At 60.8% G+C, this 15,496-nt stretch carries 15 protein-coding genes; 4 read left to right on the top strand and 11 right to left on the bottom strand.

Annotation, left to right across the window (positions count from 1 at the left end):
- The first annotated feature begins 62 nt into the window (after positions 1-62).
- Positions 63-1,223: an AAA family ATPase gene (locus tag AC6CIA_RS23940; protein WP_498315604.1), complete on the top strand. Its 1,161-nt coding sequence runs from the start codon at positions 63-65 to the stop codon at positions 1,221-1,223.
- A gap of 98 nt (positions 1,224-1,321) precedes the next feature.
- Here the strand turns inward: AC6CIA_RS23940 and AC6CIA_RS23935 are convergent, their stop codons facing one another.
- The 4 genes from AC6CIA_RS23935 to AC6CIA_RS23920 form a co-directional block, all read right to left on the bottom strand.
- The gene (locus AC6CIA_RS23935) at positions 1,322-2,104 is read right to left on the bottom strand and encodes a MetQ/NlpA family ABC transporter substrate-binding protein (protein WP_498315603.1); all 783 of its coding nucleotides are present in this window, start codon (positions 2,102-2,104) and stop codon (positions 1,322-1,324) included.
- Positions 2,105-2,254: 150 nt separating this feature from the next.
- On the bottom strand, positions 2,255-3,181 hold the full coding sequence (locus tag AC6CIA_RS23930) for a sigma 54-interacting transcriptional regulator (protein WP_498315602.1): 927 nt from the start codon (positions 3,179-3,181) through the stop codon (positions 2,255-2,257).
- Between the two features lie 43 nt (positions 3,182-3,224).
- Positions 3,225-3,806, bottom strand: a complete 582-nt coding sequence (locus AC6CIA_RS23925; protein ID WP_498315601.1) for an alpha/beta hydrolase — start codon at positions 3,804-3,806, stop codon at positions 3,225-3,227.
- A 1,150-nt stretch (positions 3,807-4,956) separates the two neighbouring features.
- Positions 4,957-5,808, bottom strand: a complete 852-nt coding sequence (locus AC6CIA_RS23920; protein ID WP_498315600.1) for a LysR family transcriptional regulator — start codon at positions 5,806-5,808, stop codon at positions 4,957-4,959.
- Positions 5,809-6,048: 240 nt separating this feature from the next.
- Between AC6CIA_RS23920 and AC6CIA_RS23915 the strand changes: the two genes are divergently transcribed.
- Positions 6,049-7,233, top strand: coding sequence for a CynX/NimT family MFS transporter (locus tag AC6CIA_RS23915; protein WP_498315599.1), 1,185 nt, complete (start codon positions 6,049-6,051; stop codon positions 7,231-7,233).
- Positions 7,234-7,240: 7 nt separating this feature from the next.
- Here AC6CIA_RS23915 and AC6CIA_RS23910 read toward each other — a convergent pair whose 3' ends face one another.
- Positions 7,241-8,323 (bottom strand): fatty acid desaturase, encoded by a 1,083-nt coding sequence (locus AC6CIA_RS23910; RefSeq protein WP_498315598.1) that lies wholly within the window; start codon positions 8,321-8,323, stop codon positions 7,241-7,243.
- Between the two features lie 101 nt (positions 8,324-8,424).
- Between AC6CIA_RS23910 and AC6CIA_RS23905 the strand changes: the two genes are divergently transcribed.
- A complete protein-coding gene (locus AC6CIA_RS23905) occupies positions 8,425-9,429 on the top strand; it encodes an AraC family transcriptional regulator (protein WP_339529281.1) in 1,005 nt (334 codons plus the stop codon).
- Positions 9,430-9,444: 15 nt separating this feature from the next.
- On the opposite strand, the gene AC6CIA_RS23900 is transcribed toward AC6CIA_RS23905, so the two are convergent.
- Entirely contained in the window at positions 9,445-9,810 is a 366-nt protein-coding gene (locus AC6CIA_RS23900; RefSeq protein ID WP_498315597.1) for a response regulator transcription factor, read from the bottom strand.
- Between the two features lie 36 nt (positions 9,811-9,846).
- Complete coding sequence (locus tag AC6CIA_RS23895; protein WP_498315596.1) at positions 9,847-10,578, bottom strand: Crp/Fnr family transcriptional regulator; 732 nt, start codon at positions 10,576-10,578, stop codon at positions 9,847-9,849.
- An 83-nt stretch (positions 10,579-10,661) separates the two neighbouring features.
- On the opposite strand from AC6CIA_RS23895, the gene AC6CIA_RS23890 reads away from it, so the two are divergent.
- Positions 10,662-11,174, top strand: coding sequence for an Mpo1 family 2-hydroxy fatty acid dioxygenase (locus AC6CIA_RS23890; protein ID WP_498315595.1), 513 nt, complete (start codon positions 10,662-10,664; stop codon positions 11,172-11,174).
- A 381-nt stretch (positions 11,175-11,555) separates the two neighbouring features.
- Here AC6CIA_RS23890 and AC6CIA_RS23885 read toward each other — a convergent pair whose 3' ends face one another.
- The 4 genes from AC6CIA_RS23885 to AC6CIA_RS23870 form a co-directional block, all read right to left on the bottom strand.
- A complete protein-coding gene (locus AC6CIA_RS23885; protein ID WP_498315594.1) occupies positions 11,556-12,536 on the bottom strand; it encodes a sulfate/molybdate ABC transporter ATP-binding protein in 981 nt (326 codons plus the stop codon).
- 3 nt (positions 12,537-12,539) lie between these two features.
- Positions 12,540-13,412: a sulfate ABC transporter permease subunit CysW gene (gene cysW / locus AC6CIA_RS23880; protein ID WP_084381920.1), complete on the bottom strand. Its 873-nt coding sequence runs from the start codon at positions 13,410-13,412 to the stop codon at positions 12,540-12,542.
- 13 nt (positions 13,413-13,425) lie between these two features.
- Positions 13,426-14,244 (bottom strand): sulfate ABC transporter permease subunit CysT, encoded by an 819-nt coding sequence (gene cysT / locus AC6CIA_RS23875; RefSeq protein WP_339529276.1) that lies wholly within the window; start codon positions 14,242-14,244, stop codon positions 13,426-13,428.
- A 167-nt stretch (positions 14,245-14,411) separates the two neighbouring features.
- Positions 14,412-15,422 carry a sulfate ABC transporter substrate-binding protein gene (locus AC6CIA_RS23870; RefSeq protein ID WP_498315593.1) on the bottom strand — a complete coding sequence of 337 codons (1,011 nt, stop codon included), beginning with the start codon at positions 15,420-15,422 and terminating at the stop codon, positions 14,412-14,414.
- Positions 15,423-15,496 lie beyond the last annotated feature (74 nt).

Raw genomic sequence — 15,496 nt, 5'->3', positions numbered from 1 at the left:
GGGTTCCTTATCCGCAGGGAGGATCCCATACTTACGCTCGTTCTCAGTCAGATACGACGCTCATGCTCAAGACTTTAGCGGTGGCCAACTACCGCTCGATCAATAAACTGGTGGTGCCACTGGATCGGCTGAACCTGATCACCGGGCCCAATGGCAGCGGTAAATCCAACCTGTATCGCGCCTTGCGCCTGCTGGCAGAGACCGCGCAGGGCGGCGTGATCAACGCCTTGGCCCGTGAAGGCGGGCTGGATTCGACCTTCTGGGCCGGGCCCGAAACCATCAGTCGCCGCATGCTCAATGGCGAAGTCGCGGTGCAGGCAACCGTGCGCCAGGGCGTCAAGCGTTTGCGCCTGGGGTTTGCCGGGGAAGATTTCAGCTACGCGATTTCCTTGGGCCTGCCAGAACCCAGCACGTCTTATTTCTGTCTCGACCCCGAGATCAAGAAAGAATGCATCTGGGCCGGCCACCTGTACCGCCCGGCGAGCCTGCTGGTGCAACGCTCCGGACCATTGGTCCGCGCCCGCGAGGGTCGCGCCTGGGATGTGCTGGCGCAACACACGCCGGACTATCACAGCCTGTTCGATCAAGTCGGCAGCCTGCGAGGCTCGCCGGAAGTATTGATGCTGCGCGAAAGCATTCGCGGCTGGCGCTTTTACGATCATTTTCGCAGCGACGCCGACGCACCGGTGCGCCTGCCGCAACTGGGAACGCGCACGCCGGTGCTGCACCACGATGGCCGCGATCTGGCGGCGGCGTTGCAGACCATCCGGGAAATCGGCGACCCCGAGGCGTTGCAGCGGGCGATCAGCGATGCGTTTCCCGGCGCCCGCTTGAATATCGAACCGTTGCAGGGCGGGCGCTTCGCCATTGAGTTTTATCAGGAAGGCTTGCTGCGCCCGTTGTCAGCGGCGGAGCTGTCGGATGGAACCTTGCGCTATTTGTTGCTGGTCGCCGCGCTGCTGACGCCACGCCCACCGACGATGATGGTGCTGAACGAACCGGAAACCAGTCTGCACCCGGACCTGCTGCCAGCGCTGGCACGCTTGATTATCCAGGCCTCACAACGCTGCCAGGTGTGGGTGGTGTCCCATGCCAGCCGCCTGATTGCCGCATTGCAGCAGGATGAGCAGTGCAATTCGATTGTGCTGGAGAAGGTGATGGGACAGACGCAGATTGTCGGGCAACGGGTGTTGGATGAGCCGGCGTGGCATTGGCCGAGCTGAATACAGAGGGCCTGGAACCGGCCGCCTACGCCAGGCCTAAAAAAACGCCGACGCTGTCTTAGCCGTCGGCGTTAAAACCTTGAAGCGGGTTTAGCGAATCAGAACGCCGGCACGACAGCGCCGTTGTACTTCTTCTCGATGAAAGCCTTGACTTCAGGGCTGGTCAGGGCCTTGGAGAGTTTCTGGATAGCCTCGCTGTCCTTGTTGTCCGGGCGGGCGACCAGGAAGTTCACGTAGGGCGAATCGGACGACTCAATGACCAATGCATCCTTGGCCGGATTCAGGCCGGCTTCCAGCGCGTAGTTGGTGTTGATCATGTCCAGGTCGACCTGGTCCAGAACCCGTGGCAACAGGGCTGATTCCAGCTCCTTGAACTTCAGGTTCTTCGGGTTGCTCACGATATCCTTGGGTGTGGACAGTGCGTTTTTCGGGTCTTTCAGGGTGATCAGGCCAGCCTTTTGCAGCAGCAACAGGGCACGGCCGCTGTTGGAACCTTCGTTGGGAATTGCCACGGTGGCGCCGTCCTCAAGGTCGTCGAGCTTGGTGACTTTCCTGGAATAACCACCGAACGGTTCAACGTGAACACCGACGACGGTGACCAGGTTGGTACCCTTGCCTTTGTTGAAGTTTTCCAGGTACGGCAGAGTCTGGAAGTAGTTGGCGTCCAGACGCTTCTCGGCCACTTGAACGTTCGGCTGCACGTAGTCGGTGAACACCTTGATTTCCAGGTCCACGCCTTCTTTGGCCAGGGTCGGCTTGATCAGCTCGAGGATTTCGGCGTGGGGCACCGGAGTGGCGGCGATGACCAGTTTTTCGTTGGCCTGGGCCAGGCCGGTGGTCAAGGCAGCCGCCAGTGCGGTGAACAACAGAAACTTTTTCATGCAGTGTCCTTAATCGAAAATCCAGGGCGTCGGTGACGACCATTTCTTATATGCGGTGCCAGCGAAGTGCTATCGCGGCATGCAACGGACAATACCGGTATTTTTTATTCCCGAACAATACCTTTTATTCACTTTGATATTCCATTTCACTCATACGGAACTCAGGTTGCCGAGCAAACGCTTCAACGCCGCACGCTCGCCTTCGCTGCCGCCGCTGAGGATCTGCCGTGCTTGCTGCTCAATCTGCGTCACGGAGGGCACGGGCAAATTCAAATGCTCCGGCAAAATCTCAGCGCCATGGCTGACCAGCAGCGCAAAGTGAATCACGTTCTCCAATTCCCGGGTGTTACCCGGCCAACTGTGCTGCTCGAGCAGCCGTTGCGCGGCATCGCTGATCAGCGGCACCGGCAACTCCAGGCGCTGGCTGTAGATGCCGAGAAAGTACTCGGCCAGGGCCGCAATGTCGCCCACGCGCTCACGCAGTGCCGGCAGTTCAAGTTGGCCTTCACCGAGGTAATGGAACAGGCGTTCGTGAAACTTTCCAGCGGCCACGGCCTGCGCCAGGTCGATACTGGTGGCGGCAACCAGGCGCACATCCACCGGGCTGGGCTGCCGGGCCCCGACCCGGGTGACTTCGTGATTTTCCAGGGCGGCCAGCAATTTGCTCTGGATCGGCAACGGCAAGTCGCCGATTTCATCCAGATACAACGTGCCGCCATTGGCTGAACCAAACCAGCCGGCGCGACTGCTGGCTGAACCGCCGTGGCTGCCGGCGGCATAGCCGAACAGTTCGGCATCGGCGTAGGTCGGGCTGATGGCGCCGCAGTTGACCGAGACAAACAAGCCACCGCGATCACTGCCGCGATGGATATGCCGCGCCAGCAATTCCTTGCCGGTGCCGGTTTCGCCGCGAATCAACACCGGCAAGGCGCGAGGGGCAAGGTTTTCGAGGTCTTCACGCAACTGACGAGAACGCGGATCGACGAACACCAGCGCCTTGGCGCGGATGCTCAAAGGGCTTTTTTCCGCGTCGGGGAAGGTCAGCAATGACTGACCATAAATTTCATGCAGACTCATGGCAAACTCCCGCCCCGCGTTCAGGACGGGGCGTTGAACAGGTTCAGGCGCGGCGCCGGGCGTGGTGCTCCAGACGATTCTGCAGGCGATAGAGGTAGGCAAAACCCTGCTCCCAGCGCCGGTGGCCGGATTTCACGTTGATATGACCGGCGCCCGCCAGGATCCCGGCTTCGGCCCCCCAGTGACGCGCCATTTCCAGGGCCCTGGGGGCGCTGACAGCGCTGTCGTTATCGGAACTGACCAGTTGACTGGGAAATGGCAATAAGCCTGTCGGAATCGGCGCAAAGTTGCGCAACGCCGGTGCGCAGGCAGGCCGCTCGACATCCGCCGGCGCCACCAGCAAGGCCCCGCGTACCAGGCGCAAAGACTGCAACGGCGCGGTCGCGGCCCAGTGGGCGACGGTGATGCAGCCCAGGCTGTGGGCAATCAGAATGACCGGCGTACTGTCGGCAGCAATCGCCTCGGCCAGGGCCGCCACCCAATCCTCGCGGCGCGGCGTCAACCAGTCGGCCTGCTCCACGCGGGCGCTGTTGGGCAAACTGTTCTGCCAGTGGCTTTGCCAATGCTCTTCTGGCGATCCTTGCCAGCCCGGCACGATCAGGTAACGAATCGACTCGCTGTGCATGGGTGTGCCCTCCTGCAGCGCTTAACAATGCGGGTCAGTATAGGGACGCCATATATATTCGTTAAGGAATAAGAAGCTATTTATTAATAACCACAAGTGATTTTCAAGGTCGTTTGAAAGGGTTTTGAAAAGCAGGCGTATTGGGATCGCGATGAAAGGCTGGCGATGAAATGGGGTACGCGGTGTCCGGGTTAAAAATGCTGTGGCGGCCGGGCGATAGGCGGCAGGCTGGAGATCCGCCCCTCACCCTAACCCTCTCCCCAAAGGGGAGAGGGGACTGATCGGGGGATTTTGGCACTCTAGGGCAACCTGGAAGAGCAGCTTTGAATCCAAAATCAAAACGATTTCTCAGGTCGCCAAGTTTCTCCGCCCACTTCAGTCAGTCCCCTCGCCCCTCTGGGGAGAGGGGACTGAGCGGGGGATTTTGGCAATCTAGGGCAACCTGGAAGAGCAGCTTTGAACCCAAAATCAAAACGGTTTCTCAGGTCGCCAAGTTTCTCCGCCCACTTCAGTCAGTCCCCTCGCCCCTCTGGAGAGAGGGGACTGAGCGGGGGATTTTGGCAATCTAGGGCAACCTGGAAGAGCAGGTTTGAATCCAAAATCAAAACGATTTCTCAGGTCGCCAATTTTCTCCGCCCACTTCAGTCAGTCCCCTCGCCCCTCTGGGGAGAGGGGACTGAGCGGGGGATTTTGGCAATCTAGGGCAACCTGGAAGAGCAGCTTTGAACCCAAAATCAAAACGGTTTCTCAGGTCGCCAAGTTTCTCCGCCCACTTCAGTCAGTCCCCTCGCCCCTCTGGAGAGAGGGGACTGAGCGGGGGATTTTGGCAATCTAGGGCAACCTGGAAGAGCAGGTTTGAATCCAAAATCAAAACGATTTCTCAGGTCGCCAATTTTCTCCGCCCACTTCGGCCAGTCCCCTCGCCTCTGGGGAGCGGGGACTGATCGGGGGATTTTGGCAATCTAGGGCAACCTGGAAGAGCAGCTTTGAATCCAAAATCAAAACGGTTTTTCAGGTCGCCAATTTTCTCGGCCCACTTCGGTCAGTCCCCTCGCCCCTCTGGGGAGAGGGTTAGGGTGAGGGGCAGGTCTCAAGCCAACCACAACCCCCCCCTCCACCTCAGATCCAGGCTGCTTCAGACGGCCACCACTCAGCGCGGGTTGGCGTCACATAAGTCCCGCAACTGCTGCTGCAACGTCTGCCCCGCCGTGCCCGGACCACTGCGTCCATACAACGCCAATCGCACGCCTTGCACCGCCGGCAATCCGCTATCCGCTTCCAGCACGGCATGCCCGGGCAGCACCACTCGCTCCGGCAACAGGCTGATACCGAGCCCGGCCGCGACTGCCGAGCACACGCTCGCGAGGCTCGCGCTGGAATAGCCGATGCGCCAGCGCCAGCCACCGACTTCAAGGTGGTGGAGCATTTCATTGCGGTACAAACCACCCACCGGAAACGCCACCAACGGCAATGGGTCACGCCCCAGCGCCGGCGAGCGGCGACTATCGACCCAGCACAACGGCTCCGGCCATGACGCCAGGCAGTCGTCGCTGCTGCCCATCTGCTTGACCAGCAACACATCGAATTCACCCGCGCGGTATTGGCGCAGCAACTCCGGCCCCAGGCCGCTGGTGACTTCCAGGCGTACCCGTGGATAGGCCACGACAAATGCCGAAAGCAACGGCATCAAGCGTTCCGCAGCAAAATCCTCCGGTACGCCAAGGCGCAACACGCCGTCGCTGCGCTGGTTGATCAGCACGTCGGCGGCTTCCTCGTGCAGCGTCAGGATCCTGCGCGCATAGGCCAGCAGGCGCTCGCCCTCGGCGGTCGCCACGACCCGCCGCTGATCGCGGTCCAGCAGTTGGCAACCCACACTGTCTTCCAGGCGGCGAATCTGCTGGCTGACGGTGGATTGGGTCAGGTGCAGGCGCTCGGCGGCGCGCGTGAAGTTGGCGCACTCGATAACGGCGATGAAACTGCGCAACAACACGGGATCGAACATACGCTTCACCATCGTGAGTGCCACTGATTGGCATGGTTATATTTAATTTCAGAATACCTGAGTGCCTGTTCATACTTCACGCCGGATCGTCGCCCGCACCTGGGTCAAATCCCGTAGCAGCTGTCGAGTCGTGGCGAGGCTGGGCTCGACAGCTACTACGACGGTTCGGCTTGCGTTTGCGCGATAGCGTTCGAGAATCGTGCTCACGAGGTACTTTATGACTGATCAAGCAGGCCCCGCATGACATTGAATAACTCATTGGCCAGCAGACTCGCCGGCTGGGGCCTGCTGGTAGCACTGGGCCTCAACCTGCGGCCCATCCTCAGTTCCATCAGCCCGTTACTGGGAGAGATTCGCCACGCCACCGGCCTGGGTTTCCAGAGCAGCGCATTGCTCACCAGCCTGCCGGTGGTGTGCATGGGCCTGGTGGCGCTGGTCGGCATTCGGGTGGAAGCACAGTTGGGCGAAAGGCGTGGGATTGCCTTGGGCCTGATGATGATTCTGCTGGCCTGCGTGGCGCGCTGGCTGCTGGATCAGGCACCGGCACTGCTGATCACGGCGTTGTTCGGCGGCGCCGGCGTGGCGCTGGTCCAGGCGCTGGTGCCGGGCATGATCAAGCGCCAGTTCCATCACCGGGTGCCGCTGGCGATGGGGGTCTACTCCGCGTCGTTGATGGGCGGCGGTGGCTTGGCGGCGCTGCTCAGTCCGCTGGTCGCCAGCCACTTTCAGCATTGGCAGGCCGGGCTCGGTATCTGGTTGCTGCCAGCGCTCGGCGCGTTGCTGCTGTGGGCGTGGCTGCCGTTGGGCGCGGCGAAAAATCATCAGCCAACGGCGCCCTTCCAAGGCCTGCGCAACCGCCGTGCGTGGTTGCTGGCGCTGTATTTCGGCTTGGTCAATTGCGGTTACATGAGCATGGTGGCGTGGCTGCCGGCTTACTACCAGCAACTGGGCTGGGAGGTGCTGCCCAGCGGTTCACTGTTGGCCTTCATGACGATTTTCCAGGTCTGCGCCGCGCTGCTGATGCCGGCGCTGGCCCAACGCGGTATCGACCGCCGCCCCTTGCTGACCATCAGCCTGCTGGCGCAGACCGTGGGCTATCTGGGCTTGTGGCTGGCGCCGCTGCAACAACCCCATCTGTGGGTGGCGCTGATCGGTTTCGGCCTGGGCGCCTGTTTTGCCCTGAGCCTGTTGCTGACCCTCGACCACCGCCGCGACCCGCGTGAAGCCGGGCAACTGGCGGCGTTCGTGCAAGGCGTGGGCTTTTTGATCAACGCCGTCTCGCCATGGATGACCGGCTGGCTGCGGGAGTTGACTGGCAGCTTCACCAGCGCCTGGCTGGTGCTGACCTTCTCGGTGCTGGCAATGCTGGTGGTAACGCGGGTGTTCAGCCCCGCGACTTACCGCAGCCTCGCCGTCCCCGGCTAGCGAGTGCTCAGCGCGTCAGGGTTTGCGCCGGGCGGATCGGGTCCAGGGATGGGTTCGCGTTGCGTTCAAAACGATTGGCCCGGGTAAAGGTGCCGAAATCATTGAAGCGTACGCCCATCTCGGCCATCACCTTATGCGCCACCCTCGCCGTCATCTGCCGAATGTAGAACGGTTCCTTGACCACGAAGTGGTGAATGCCATGGGTGCTGCCGAAGTTGAAGCAGAACGCCTGCAACGGCCATAGCCACCAAGGGTTGAGGACCTGGGTTTGCTGGATCACGTTGCCCGGTTCGACATCGCCGTAGTAGTGCATGTTGGAGCTGACAAAGTGCAGGCAGAACGTGCGCAGCACATTGGGGCCGATAATCACCACGACGGCAATATCGATCACATGCATCGTCGACAGGGTGCCGGCCGACCAGTCAATCGGTGCGCCCAGCAGGCTGGCGACACCATTGGCGGCGTGAAAGCCGAGGAACACGTACCAGGCGCCCCAATGCAGGAGTGCCAGCGGCGCATACACCAGCAGCGACCGCTTGAGAATGCTCAGCTTGTGCTTCCAGGTCGCGGCTCGCAGGATGCGGATCAGCGCCGACATGATGTTGTCGCCGACCATCAGCAACCGCGCGATGCCCCAAGGCTCGCCATTGGTGATGGCGCGTTCTTCGATGTCGGCCTCGGTGCCGGAAACCTTGTGGTGATTCAGGTGCAGGTGGCGCCGTATCCACGGATTGATGGTACTTGGGCGCGCCAGCCAGACCAGGCCCATCATCAGGTTGTGGGGCAGGCGCTGCTTGCGAAAATACATGCTGTGGATCAGGTCATGCTCCAGTTCATGGGTCAGTGACGCCAGGAACGCGTTAAGCAACAGGCACGCCCACCCTGCCATATGCCCGGTGATGTACAGCGCCGCCGAACCGAGCATGCCCGCCAAGGCAAAGGCCAGGATGCCCGCGCCCAACGCATCCTGATGCCGTAGCCACGGGTGGCACCGGCGCAAACGCATGCCTTCGGCCAGCACCACTTCACGGATATGCGCCGCACGCTGTTGCGCGTTCATCTGTCGGGGACTTGCAGAAGTACCGTCCATGCTTCCATCCTCTTGCTTATTGATGCCTGTATCCTGCCTCAAGACTTTTGGCGGGACGCTAGCCCCGCACGCCAACCTGTTGACCGCAAGCGCCAATTGCCATGCCTGAAGCCACTTCCCTCGCCAGCTGGACCCGCGCCTTGCGCAAGCAACTCGACGCCCTCGGCCTCGACAGCGCGGCGCTGTGCGCCGAAGCCGGCCTTGATCCGCAGCACATGGACGACCCCAATGCACGCTACCCGTTATCCGCCACCACGCGCCTGTGGGAACTGGCGGTGCAGGCCAGTGGCGATCCGGCCATCGGTCTGCGGGTATCGCGGTTTGTCAGCCCTACCACCTTCCATGCGCTGGGCTATGCCTTGGTGGCCAGTGGCAGCCTGCGCGAGGTGTTCGAACGCATCGTGCGCTATCACCAGGTGGTCAGCGACGCGCTGTGCCTGGAGCTGAAACATGAAGGTGAGCGCTATTGTTTTCGCTTGCTGCGTGCAGAGGGTCGTCCGGCACCGGCCTTCGAGGCCATTGATGCGTTCGTGGCGATTTATGTGCGCACCTGTCGCAACCGCCTGGGACGTGACTATGCGCCGCTGGCGGTGTACCTGCGGCGCCCGGCGCCGGCCGACCCGGAGCCCTGGCACAAGGTGTTTCGCGCCCCTGTGTTTTTCGCCGCCGAGGAGGACCGCCTGGAATTCGCCCAGGCTGATTTCGACAGTCACCTGGACGACGCCAACCCGGAATTGGCCGAGCATAACGAAACGGTGCTCAAGCGTACGTTGGCGCAACTGCAACCGCTGACCTGGGAGCGCAAAGTGCGATCGGCGATTGAGGCCCAATTGCCGGACGGCGAACCCGGCGCCGAGCGCATTGCCCAGGCCTTGCACTTGAGCCTGCGCAGCTTGCAACGGCATTTGGCCGATGAAGGGTGTCGGTTCGATGCCCTGCTCAATGAGTGTCGGGAAAACCTTGCGCTGCAGCATTTGCGTGACCCGGATTGCTCGTTGGCCGAGATCAGTCATTTGCTCGGGTTTGCAGACACCAGCAGTTTCAACCGGGCGTTCAAGCGCTGGACCGGAATGACGCCGGGGCAGTTTCGGGAGGGGTTGCGGTAGCGCTGATCAACGCAGTCAACGCCCTCGGTCACGGCGCAACAACTTCCTCACGCGCGCGACCAACGCCTTGGGTTCAAAGGGCTTGAGCAGATAGTCATCCTCATGCAGCTCCAGCCCGCGCAGGCGGTCTTCAATCCCGTGCTCAGTGGTGAGAAACAGCAAAGGCGTCTGGCCTTTCTGGCGGATAGCCTGCTGCAATTGCCAGGCATTCAGGCCCGGCAACATCACATCCAGGATCACCAGAGCGTATTCAGTACTCTCGACAAACCGCTGGGCCGCCATGCCATTGGCCGCCACTTCCACCCCGTAGCCGGCTTCTTCCAGCCCCTGGGCCATACGTCGCGCCAGTTGGGGCTGGTCTTCCACTAACAGCACCTGCATGCCTTACCTCGTCATGGTTGATTAAAAACCTGTCATTCAAGGGTGCGGCGTTTGCCCATGTGGCAGGGGCAACGTAGCCGCGTCGATGCCTGCGGCCAGCCGCAGACGTGGCAGGTCGAGTATCTCGATCGCACCATAACTCAGTCCGACGATACCTTGTTGCTGCAACGTCCTGAGCAGAGCATTGGTGGTCTGGCGCGACAGGCTCAGCATCGCCGCCAGATCCTCCTGGGGCAATTGCAACAGCCGCCGCGCATGCTCTATTTCACCGTAGCCTTCGGCAATCATCAGCAACCGGTGAGCCAGCCGCGACAAGGCCGGCATCAGGCTCATCTGTTCGATATTGATCAACGACAAGCGCAACTTGTGGCTCATCAGCAGGGCCATGTCACGCCAATACGCCGGCTGGTTATCAAGGAGCTTGAGCATGCTCGCTTGCGGTACCTGCAACAGCGTACAGGGTCCGACGGCCAAGGCATCGTGCGTGCGCGGCAAACCATCGAACAGGCAAATCTCGCCAAACCAATAGGGCGTCTCCACCAGGCTAAGCACCGCTTCCTTGCCTTGGGCATTGACCGCGCTGACTCGTACGGCCCCTTCCAGCACCGCATACACCCCACAGGGCGGATCGCCGCGCTTGAACAGGGACTGGCCCGCCGTCAGCAACCGCAACCGGGCCGCGGCCAGCAAGCTATTCTGTAGATCAGCGGGCAGGTGGCTGTACCAGTGACCGGTGATCAGTCGTTGGTGCCATTTCTCTGCATCCATGAACACTCCGAAGATTGTCGGCCAGTTGACAGTTGGTCCGTGCCTGACAGGGCATGATCCAGCATCCTACAGGAGGAATAACAATGAAAAGCCTCGTCGACCATCTCAGTCAATACGCCGCCTACCACCGTGATCCGCGCAATATCGCCAGCCATTTCATCGGCATCCCCATGATCGTGGTGGCGGTCGCCGTGCTGCTGTCACGCCCGGAATGGTCGCTGGCCGGCCTTTGGCTGTCGCCAGCGGTACTGCTGGCGCTGTTTTCGGCAGGGTTCTATCTGCGTCTGGAGCTGGCTTTAGGCGTGTTGATGAGCGTGTTGATGGGCCTGTCAGTCTGGGCGGGTCATGTGCTGGCCGAGCAAAGCACATTTGTGTGGCTCGGCAGCGGCATTGGCCTGTTTGTGGTGGGCTGGGTGATCCAGTTTGTCGGCCATTACTACGAAGGCCGCAAGCCAGCATTTGTCGATGACGTGTCCGGGTTGATCGTCGGGCCTTTGTTCGTGGTGGCGGAGATGGCGTTTTTGCTGGGGCTGCGGCAGGACCTCAAACAGCAGATCGAGGCGCGTTCAGGACCGGTTCTGTTGCGCGCGATCTGAATTTCGCCATAGCGCTGTTGCGTTTTTTTGTGTTTGCCTTGAGACCCACCCCCTCACCCTAACCCTCTCCCCAAGGGGGAGAGGGAACTGAATGGGGGATATTTCAGATATTTTCAGACCTGAAAGGACGACGTTGAATTTGCCATCAAATCGATCTTTCAGGTTGCCCATTTTCTCAGCACACTTTGGTCAGTCCCCTCTCCCCAAGGGGAGAGGGACGAATGGGGGATATTTCAGATATTTTTAGACCTGAAAAGACGACGTTGTATTTGCCATCAAATCGATCTTTCAGGTCGCCCATTTTCTCAGCACACTTTGGTCAGTCCCCTCGCCCCTTTGGGGAGAGGGGTAGCTCTCATTTACCTCGTGTGTTGCTCGGGTCTAGGCTTTCTGCCACACCTTGGGCTTGAAGAACAGGGTCTCGCCCCGGGCTAAACCGATGAGGCTGTCATGGTCTTTCACCACCTCGGCCTCGATCAGATCACTCTGGCCTTCGACCTTCAATGTCACCCGCGTGGTCGCCCCCAACGGGCGAATATCGCGGACTTCGGCCGCATGGTGATCTTCCAGCTCATGGCGCGACAGCGACACTTCGTGCGGACGAAACAACACATGCTGGTCCTCACCCAGGTGCAAGCGGTTGGAATCGCCGAGAAAGTGATAGACGAAATCGCTGGCCGGATTTTCGTAAACCTCGCCCGGTGAGCCGATCTGTTCGATCACGCCCTTGTTCATCACCACGATACGGTCGGCGACTTCCATGGCTTCTTCCTGATCGTGGGTGACGAACACCGACGTCAGGTTGATGTCTTCGTGCAGACGCGCCAGCCAGCGACGCAGCTCCTTGCGGACCTTGGCATCAAGGGCGCCGAACGGCTCGTCCAGCAGCAGTACTTTCGGTTCCACCGCGAGGGCGCGGGCCAGGGCGATGCGCTGGCGCTGGCCACCAGAGAGTTGTTCCGGGTAACGGTCGGACAACCAGTCCAGTTGCACCATGTTCAGCAGCTCGTGCACCTTGGCCGCGATCTGGGTTTCGCTCGGACGCTGGTTTTTCGGTTTCATGCGCAGGCCGAAGGCGACGTTGTCGAACACCGTCATGTGGCGGAACAGCGCGTAGTGCTGGAACACGAACCCGACGTTGCGATCACGCACATCGTGGCCGGAGACGTCTTCGCCGTGGAACACGATATTGCCGGTATCGGGGGTTTCCAGACCGGCGATGATGCGCAGCAAGGTGGTCTTGCCGCAGCCTGAAGGGCCGAGCAGCGCGACCAGTTCACCGCTCTGGATGTCCAGGCTGATGCTGTCCAGGGCCTTGAAGGCGTTGAAGTGCTTACTGACGTTACGGACTTCGATCGACATGACTTATTCCTCACCGCTACTGGCGCGCAGGCGGTTGATACGGTTCTCGCTCCACTGCTTGAGCAGCAGGATGAAGAGCGCCAGGATCAGCAACAGGCTCGCCACCGCGAACGCGGCGACGTGGTTGTATTCGTTGTAGAGAATCTCGACGTGCAGCGGCAGGGTATTGGTGACGCCGCGAATATGCCCCGAGACCACCGACACCGCGCCGAACTCGCCCATGGCCCGGGCGGTACACAGCACCACGCCGTAGATCAGGCCCCATTTGATGTTCGGCACGGTGACGTGCCAGAACATCTGCCAGCCGTTGGCGCCCAACAGACGGGCGGCCTCTTCTTCCTGGGTGCCTTGTTCCTGCATCAGCGGGATCAGTTCACGGGCCACGAACGGCACGGTGACGAAGATCGTCGCCAGGACGATGCCCGGCAGGGCGAAGACGATCTGGATGTCGTGATCCTGCAGCCAGGGGCCAAAGAAACCCTGGGCGCCGAACATCAGCACATACACCAGGCCCGCGATCACCGGCGACACCGAGAACGGCAGGTCGATCAGCGTCACCAGCATGCTTTTGCCACGAAACGAGTACTTGCTCACACACCAGGCGGCGCTGACGCCGAAGACGAGGTTGAGCGGCACCGAAATCAGCACGGCAAACACCGTGAGCTTCAACGCCGACAGCGCGTCGGGTTCGAAGATCGCCGCAAAAAACGCGCCCAGGCCCAGCTTCAGGCCCTGGGACACCACGATAAACAATGGCAGCAACAGGAACAGGGCGAAAATCAACCAGCCGAGGCCAATCAGTATGCGTCGGGACACCGCGCTGCCACGCCGGGCAGCGTTGGCCGAGGACGCAGCGGAAATAGACGATTGGGACATGTTCCGCGCCTCCTTATGGGTGTTCGATGCGCCGCTGCAACAAGTTGATCAGCAGCAACAGGACAAAGGAAACCACCAGCATCAGCACGCCGATGGAGGTCGCGCCGGTGTAGTCGTATTGATCGAGCTTGACCATGATCAGCAACGGCAGGATCTCGGTTTTCATCGGCATGTTGCCGGCGATGAAGATCACCGAACCGTACTCACCCACGCCGCGGGCAAAGGCCAGTGCAAACCCGGTCAGCCAGGCTGGCAGCAACGCGGGTACGAGGATGTAGCGAAAGACCTGCAAAGGCTTGGCGCCAAGGCACGCGGCAGCTTCTTCGATTTCCCGGGGGATATCGGCGAGCACCGGTTGCACCGTGCGCACCACGAACGGCAGTGTGACGAAGGTCAGCGCCAGGGTGATGCCCAACGGGGTGTAGGCGATCTTGAAGCCCATGTCGGCGGCGAACTGGCCTACCAGGCCATTCGGCGCATACAAGGCGGTGAGCGCGATACCGGCCACGGCGGTGGGCAGCGCAAACGGCAGGTCGATCATCGCGTCGATGATCTTGCGCCCGGGGAAGGTGTAACGCACCAGCACCCAGGCCAGCAGCGTGCCGATCACGCCGTTGATCAACGCGGCATATAACGCGGTGCTGAAGCTCAACTTCAACGCCGCCCACACCCGCGGCGCCGAAATGATGGCCCAGAACTGATCCCAGGTGAGTTGAGCGGCGTGCACGAACATCGCCGCCAGCGGTATGAGCACAATCAGACTGAGGTACACCAAGGTGTAGCCCAGCGTCAGCCCGAAGCCGGGTATGACGGGGGAGATACGACGCGACATAAGAGTCCTTGGTTAACAGTGAGATACCACTGCAGGAATGAGCTTAAGTGGGAGCGGGCTTGCTCGCGATGGCGGTGTGTCAGCCACTAAATGTATTGACTGACACACCGCCATCGCGAGCAAGCCCGCTCCCACACAAGCCGCATGCCACAGGGAGGCCGTGTTGGTTATTGGGCCGTGTAAATCTGGTCGAACACGCCACCGTCATTGAAGAATTTCGGCTGAGCAGTTTTCCAGCCACCGAAGTCTTTGTCGATAGTCACCAGCTCCAGTTTCGGGAATTGCCCGGCGTACTTGGCGGCAACCGCCGCGTCCCGCGGACGGTAGAAGTTCTTCGCCGCAATCTCCTGGCCCGCCGGGCTGTACAGGTGCTTGAGGTAGGCGTTGGCGATTGCGGCGTTGCCCTTTTTCTCGGCGTTTTTATCGACCACGGCCACCGGTGGCTCGGCAAGGATCGACAGCGACGGCACGACAATCTCGAACTTGTCGGTGCCACCGTCTTCCTTCAGGGCCAGGAACGCTTCATTTTCCCAGGCCAGCAACACGTCACCCTGACCATTGTTGACGAAGGTGATGGTCGAGCCGCGAGCACCGGTGTCGAGGATCGGCACGCGCTTGAACAGTTCTGTTACGTATTCCCGGGCCTTGGCTTCGCTGCCACCGGCTTGCAGCCCGTAGGCCCAAGCGGCAAGGAAGTTCCAGCGCGCACCGCCGGAGGTTTTCGGGTTCGGCGTGATCACCGAGACATCGTTTTTGATCAGATCACCCCAGTCCTTGATGCCTTTGGGGTTGCCTTTGCGTACCAGGAACACAATGGTCGAGGTGTAGGGGGTGCTGGCTTCAGGCAAACGGCTTTGCCAGTTTTCCGGCAGGCTCTTGCCCAACTTGGCGATTTCGTCGATGTCACCGGCCAGGGCCAGCGTCACGACGTCCGCGCGCAGGCCGTCGATCACCGCCCGGCCTTGTTTCCCCGAACCGCCGTGGGATTGCTGGATCTTGACGTGGTCATCGGGGTGCGACTGCTGCCAGAAACGGCTGAACTCAGCATTATATTCCTGGTACAGCTCACGGGTCGGATCATATGAAACGTTGAGCAGTTCATAGTCCTTGGCAACGGCGGAACCGGCAAACACAGCGCTGGCCAGTGCAGCCAGGGCATAACGGCGAATCGACGACATAGCAAGCTCCTGAAGTTCTTGAGTGTTGGCTTTTTCTTATAGAGACGGGTCCAGCCATCGAATCGCCGAGCGTG

Source organism: Pseudomonas sp. GQ91, assembly GCF_059758795.1.
Note: the sequence above shows the minus strand (reverse complement) of the source record. Positions and strands in the feature narration are given on the sequence as shown.